The organism is Micromonospora sp. NPDC005710 (assembly GCF_040630995.1).
In the GTDB taxonomy this organism is placed as follows: Bacteria; Actinomycetota; Actinomycetes; order Mycobacteriales; family Micromonosporaceae; genus Micromonospora.
This window is the reverse complement of sequence record NZ_JBEXYP010000056.1, coordinates 1-5,606: the sequence shown is the minus strand read 5'-3', so window position 1 is coordinate 5,606 and position 5,606 is coordinate 1. Positions and strand designations below refer to the sequence as shown.

The following is a 5,606-nucleotide window of genomic DNA, read 5'->3' as shown; positions in this document are numbered from 1 at the left end:
GCCGACGTGCCAGGCGAGCACCGCCGGGGTGTCGGCGTAGCGGCGGGCGACCCGGCGGGTCGGGTACTCCAGCACCGCCTGCCCCGTCGTACCTGTCACCACCACCTCGCCCGCCACGAACTCCTCGGCGACGAGGGTCACCGCCACCAGCACCGGCGGCCCGGCGCGGAACCGGACCCGCAGCACGGCGGTGTCCTCCACCTCGATCGGCCGGATCCGGTAGCGTTCCACCTCGATCGCCACCGGCCAGGGTGTCGCCCCGGCGAGTGCCTCGGCGATCGCCAGGCACTGCATCACGGCGTGCGCGAGCGGGTTGACGAGTGCGCCGTCCAGCACCGGCCGGCCGTCCAGACTCCGCCGACCGGCCCAGGGGGAGCGGGCGTAATAGGCGTCCGGCCGTTGCCAGGCGGCGATCGTGGCGATGCCGGTGACAGTGCCCAGCCGGCCGGCGGCCAGCGCGTCGGTCAGCGCGGTGAGGGCCGCCGAGCCGAGCGCCTGGAAGCCGACCTGGGCCACCCGGCCGGCGGCGGTGAGGGCCCAGGTCAGCTCCTCGTGTTCGGCCACGGACAGCACCGGCGGCTTCTCCAGCAGCAGGTCCGCGCCGGTGGCCAGGGCGTCGCGCGCGATCGCCAGGTGAGTGTGCGGCGGCGTGCAGATCACCACCACCTCCGGCCGGGTGGCGGCGAGCATCGCCCGGTGGTCGGTGAAGATCGCCACCCCGGGCGGCACCGGCGCGGCCCTGTCGTCCTCCACCGGCCGGACGTCGACCAGGGCGACCAGGCGCAGCCGGCCGGCGGCGTGCAGGGGCGCGATCACCCGTCGGTGCCAGCGACCGTGCCCGTTCGCCCCGATCACCGCCACCCGGGTCGGCGGCGTGGCAGCGCTCACCGCCGACCGGCCACTGTCGACAGGGTCACCGGGCACCAGCCAGGGTGGCCTCGACACCGTGCCGCTGCAACGCGGTCAGCCAGGCGATCACGTCGGCGCGGACCTCGTCGTCCTCGGCCACCTCCACCGGGATGACGTCGCGCAACGCGAAGACCGCGTCGACAGCGCCCGCCGGGGTCTGCGCCCCGGCGTCCAGTGCGGCCCGGATCGGCCCGGCCAGCGGATCCTGGAATGGCAACGGCCGGCCGTCGTCGGCGTACCCCAGCGCGAAGCGCAACCAGGACGCCACGACCAGCGCGCCCCAGCGGGCGGACCGTCCGGCCGCACGCAGGTCGGCGATGGTGTGCAGGACGCGCTGCGGGAGCTTCTGGGAGCCGTCGATCGCCACCTGGAGGGTGCGGTGGTGGATCGCCGGGTTACCGAACCGGGCGAGGGCCTGCTCGCCGTAGTCGACCACCCGGACCCCGTCCGGCGGGGTGAAGCTGGCCGCCACGTCCTCGGCGATCAGCCGGCGCAGCACGTCGCGCAGGTGCGGGATCTCCAGCGCGTCGGCGATCGTCTCGCGACCGGACAGGGCTCCGAGGTACGCGATGGCCGAGTGCACCCCGTTGAGGGCGCGCAGCTTCAACCGCTCCCACGGGCCGGCGTCGTCGGTGAGCACCGCTCCGGCGAACTCCCAGCCGGGCCGGCCGCCCGGAAAGTCGTCCTCGATCACCCACTGGGCGTACGGCTCGGCGGCCACCGCCGCCAGGTCGGTGACGCCGAGCGCCCGCCGCGCCGCCTCGATCGTGTCCGGGGTGCTCGCCGGCACGATCCGGTCCACCATGGTGCCCGGGCAGGTCACGTTGCCGGCCACCCAATCGACCAGCCCGGCGGGCACCCCCCCGGCCCGGTCGACGGCCTGGTCGAGCATGCCGCGCAGTCGTCGACCGTTCGCGGGCAGGTTGTCGCAGCTCACCAGGGCCACCGGCCCGGCGTCCGCGGCGGCCCGGGCGGCCAGCCCGCGCAGCAGCAGCCCTGGCACCGTGGTCGGCGCTCCGCCGCCGGCCAGGTCCGCGGCGAGCGCCGAGTCCGGGGACAGGTGGCCGGTCACCGGATCCAGGTGGTACGCCTTCTCGGTGACGGTGAGGGTCACCACGCGGACCGCCGGGTCGGCCAGCAGCGCCACCACCGCGTCCGGGTCGCTCGGCGCGTGCCGGACGCCGCTCAGGGCACCCACCACCCGGGTGGCGCTGCCGGCGGCGGAGAGGGCGCTGACGCTGAACAGGTTGTCCTGCTCGGCGATCGCCTCGACCAGCGCGGCGCTGCGCGGGGCGACGGCCACGATGCCCCAGTCGCCGCCGGCCGCGCCGACCGCCGCCTCGGTGAAGACGGCCTGGTGGGCCCGGTGGAAAGCCCCCAACCCCAGGTGTACGACGCCGGTCGGCACGGTGCCCGGGCGGATCAGCGGGCGGGCCTCGGCGGGCAGCCGGCGCAGCATGCCCAGGCCGAGCCGGGAGGCCCCGACGGTCACCGCCATGCCGGACCGTCCGGGAAGCGGAACTCGGCGATCGACGTGGGTTTCATGGTGGCGCTGTAGCCGGGTCGCTCGGGCAGCAGGTAGCGGCCGTCGCGGGTCCGCACCGGATCGACGAAGTGTTCGTGCAGGTGGTCGACGTACTCGATCATGCGACCGTCCAGCCCGGTGCTCACCCGCAGGTAGTCGAAGATCGCCAGGTGCTGGACGTACTCGCAGAGGCCCACCCCGCCTGCGTGCGGGCAGACCGGCACGCCGAACTTCGCCGCCAGCAGCAGCTCGGCCAGGACCTCGTTGACGCCACCGACCCGGCAGGCGTCGATCTGCATCACCCCGATCGCCTCGGCCTGGAGCAGCTGTTTGAAGATCACCCGGTTGGCGGCCACCTCACCCGTCGCCACCCGGCAGCGGCCGCCGGTCACCTCGTCGACAGCGCGGGCGATCCGGGCGTGCCCGAGGATGTCGTCGGCGTGGGTGGGCTCCTCGATCCAGTACGGGTCCACCTCGGCGAGCGTCGTCATCGCGGCGATCGCCTCGTCGACGTCCCAGACCTGGTTGGCGTCCATCATCAACAGCGCGTTCGGGCCGATCTCCTCCCGGATGATCCGGGCCCGCCGCAGATCGTCGGCGAGCGGACCGCCGACCTTCATCTTCATCGCCCGCCACCCGTCGGCGTACGCCTGCCGGGTCAGCGCCCGCACCTTGTCGTCGGGGTAGCCGAGCCACCCGACCGAGGTGGTGTACGACGGGAAGCCGTCCCGTTCGAGGGCTGCCAACCGGTCGGCCAGCCCGTCGCGCCCCTTGTCGAGGATGGCCATCGCGTCGTCCGGGGTGAGCGCGTCACGGATGTGCCGGAAGTCGATGCTCGCCACCAGCTCCTCGCTGGGCAGTTCGGCGAGAAAGCGCCACATCGGCTTGCCGGCCAGTGTGGCCCGAAGGTCCCACACCGCGTTGACGAGCGCGCCGGTCGCCATGTGGATGACGCCCTTCTCCGGGCCCAGCCACCGCAGCTGCACGTCGGCGCTCAGTGAACGCCAGAACGCCACCGGCTCGGCGGCGATCTCCTCGACGGTGCGCCCGCGCACGTGGTGGGCCAGGGCCTTCACCGCCGCGCAGGTGATCTCGTTGCCCCGGCCGTTGGTGAAGGTGAACCCGGCGCCGGTCGGGCCGGCGTCGGTGCCCAACTCCACGTACGTCGCCGAGTAGTCACCCCGGTTGATCGCGTCGGAGCCGTCGCCCCGGGCGGCGGTGGGGAACCGCACGTCGTGCACCTCGACGGAGGTGATGGTGGTGGTCACTGGTCTGCGCCTCCGAAGTTGAAGACCCGCTTGGGCAGCCGGTACGCCAGGTCGACGATGGTCTCGGCCGCCTCGTCCAGCGGCAGCCGGTGCTCGGCGACGAGTCGGGCCAGGAAGCCGGCGTCCACCCGGCGGGCCACGTCGTGGCGTACCGGGATGGAGCAGAACGCCCGGGTGTCGTCGACGAACCCGGTGGTGTTGTAGAAGCCGGCGCTCTCGGTGACCGCCTCCCGGAACCGGCGCAGCACCTCCGGGGAGTCCAGGAACCACCAGGGCGCGCCGAGCAGCAGCGCGGCGTACCCGCCCGCGAGGGGCGCCAGCTCGCGGGTGAAGGTGTCCTCGTCGAGGGTGTAGAGCACCAGTCGCAGTCGCGGGTCGTTGCCGTAGCGCTCCAGCAGCGGGGCGAGCGCGTGCACGTACTCGGTGGCCTGGGGGATGTCGCCGCCGACGTCGCGGCCGTGGCGGGCGTGCAACCACCTGTTGTGGTTGCGCACCGCGCCCGGGTGCAGCTGCATGACCAGGCCGTCGTCGAGCGACATCCGGGCGAACTCCACCAGCATGTGCGCCCGGAACGCCTCCGCGTCGGCGGCGTCGGCCTCGCCGCGCCGTCCCCGGTCGTAGAGCCGCCCGGCCTCGGCCGGCGTCAGGTCCAGGGTGCGCGCGGTGGGGTGGCCGTGGTCGGTGGAGGTCGCGCCGGCGGCGATGAACGCGGCCCGGCGGGCCCGCAGCGCGGCCAGGTAGCCGGCGTACGTGCCGGTGTCCTCGCCGGCCCGGTCACCGAGCCGGTCCACGTTCGTCGACCAGCCATCGAACTCCATGTCCACCACGTCGTCGGGGCGGAACGTGGTGACCACCCGGCCGCCCGGCCCACCCCACCCGTCGGCGGCGAGCTTGGCGTGCTGCGCGAGGTCGTCCAGCGGCGACTCGGTGGTCGCCAGGACCTCGATGTGGAACCGCTCGAACAGCGCCCGAGGCCGGAAGTCCGGCTCGGCGAGCCGGGCCGCGATCTCGTCGTAGAGGGCGTCGGCGGTGCTCGGGCCGAGCGGGGTGTGCACCCCGAACACGGTGCGGAAGGTCTGCTCCAACCAGAGTCGCGACGGGGTGCCCCGGAACAGGTGCCAGTGCGCGGCGAAGCGTCGCCAGATCACCCGACCGTCGGTCTCCACCGGGCTGCCGTCGCGGGTGGGCACCCCCAGATCCGCCGGGGGTACGCCCTGACTGAGCAGCATCCGGGTCAGGTAGTGGTCGGGAACGATGAGCAGCTGCGCCGGGTCCGGGAAGGGGCGGTCCTCGGCGAGCAGGGCCGGGTCGACGTGCCCGTGCGGCGAGATGATGGGTTGCGCCGCGGCCAGGGCGTACAGCTCCCGGGCCAGCGCGCGCTGGCCCGGTTCGGGCGGCAGGAGCAGGTCGGTGTGGTCGAACGTGGGCACGGGGTGGGGCTCCTCGTCTCCGGTGTCAGCGGGGGGTGAGCAGGTCGGCGACGCGGACGGGTCGGCCGGTCTCGAAGGACCGGTTGGCGGCCAGGCCGGTGAGCAGTGCCAACGCGCCGTCGTCGGCGGTGGCGGCACGGCCCATCGGGTCGGGTTGACCGCCGAGGAGCACCCCGGTCATCCGAGCGTCCGCGCCGCCGTGCCCGTGCCGACTGCGACCCTCCACCGGGATCTGCCGGGGCGGGGCCCAGAACGGGCGCACTGTCAGCGTGGCACCTCCGCCCTCGGCCGGCGCCTCGGTGCCGTGCAGGGCGGCGCCCTTGACCGCGCCGGAGGTGCCCCGGTCGACGAAGTCGTTCTCGGCCACGTCCAACTCCATCCCCAAATACAAGTCGATGTTGCCGCCGGGGATCGCGAGCTGGACCGACACCAGCAACAACGAGAACTGGCTCGCCGGGATCCTCGGCTACACCC

At 74.1% G+C, this 5,606-nt stretch carries 5 protein-coding genes; all 5 read right to left on the bottom strand.

Annotation, left to right across the window (positions count from 1 at the left end):
• Positions 1-924: Gfo/Idh/MocA family oxidoreductase (locus ABZ406_RS30760; RefSeq protein ID WP_357769065.1), on the bottom strand; the 924-nt coding region annotated here is incomplete at its 3' end.
• The gene (locus ABZ406_RS30755; protein ID WP_357769063.1) at positions 914-2,407 is read right to left on the bottom strand and encodes a mannitol dehydrogenase family protein; all 1,494 of its coding nucleotides are present in this window, start codon (positions 2,405-2,407) and stop codon (positions 914-916) included. The genes ABZ406_RS30755 and ABZ406_RS30760, both read right to left, overlap by 11 nt.
• Entirely contained in the window at positions 2,398-3,702 is a 1,305-nt protein-coding gene (locus ABZ406_RS30750; protein WP_357769061.1) for an enolase C-terminal domain-like protein, read from the bottom strand. The genes ABZ406_RS30755 and ABZ406_RS30750 overlap by 10 nt, the downstream gene beginning before the upstream one ends.
• Complete coding sequence (gene uxaC / locus ABZ406_RS30745) at positions 3,699-5,132, bottom strand: glucuronate isomerase (protein ID WP_357769059.1); 1,434 nt, start codon at positions 5,130-5,132, stop codon at positions 3,699-3,701. Before uxaC ends, ABZ406_RS30750 begins: the two co-directional genes overlap by 4 nt.
• Positions 5,133-5,157: 25 nt before the next feature.
• Complete coding sequence (locus tag ABZ406_RS30740; protein WP_357769057.1) at positions 5,158-5,562, bottom strand: hypothetical protein; 405 nt, start codon at positions 5,560-5,562, stop codon at positions 5,158-5,160.
• Between the last annotated feature and the right edge of the window lie 44 nt (positions 5,563-5,606).

What these genes read in the sequence shown, in the direction of transcription:
- ABZ406_RS30755 (WP_357769063.1), bottom strand. Translation starts at nt 2,407, where the DNA reads ATGGCGGTGACCGTCGGGGCCTCCCGGCTCGGCCTGGGCATGCTGCGC.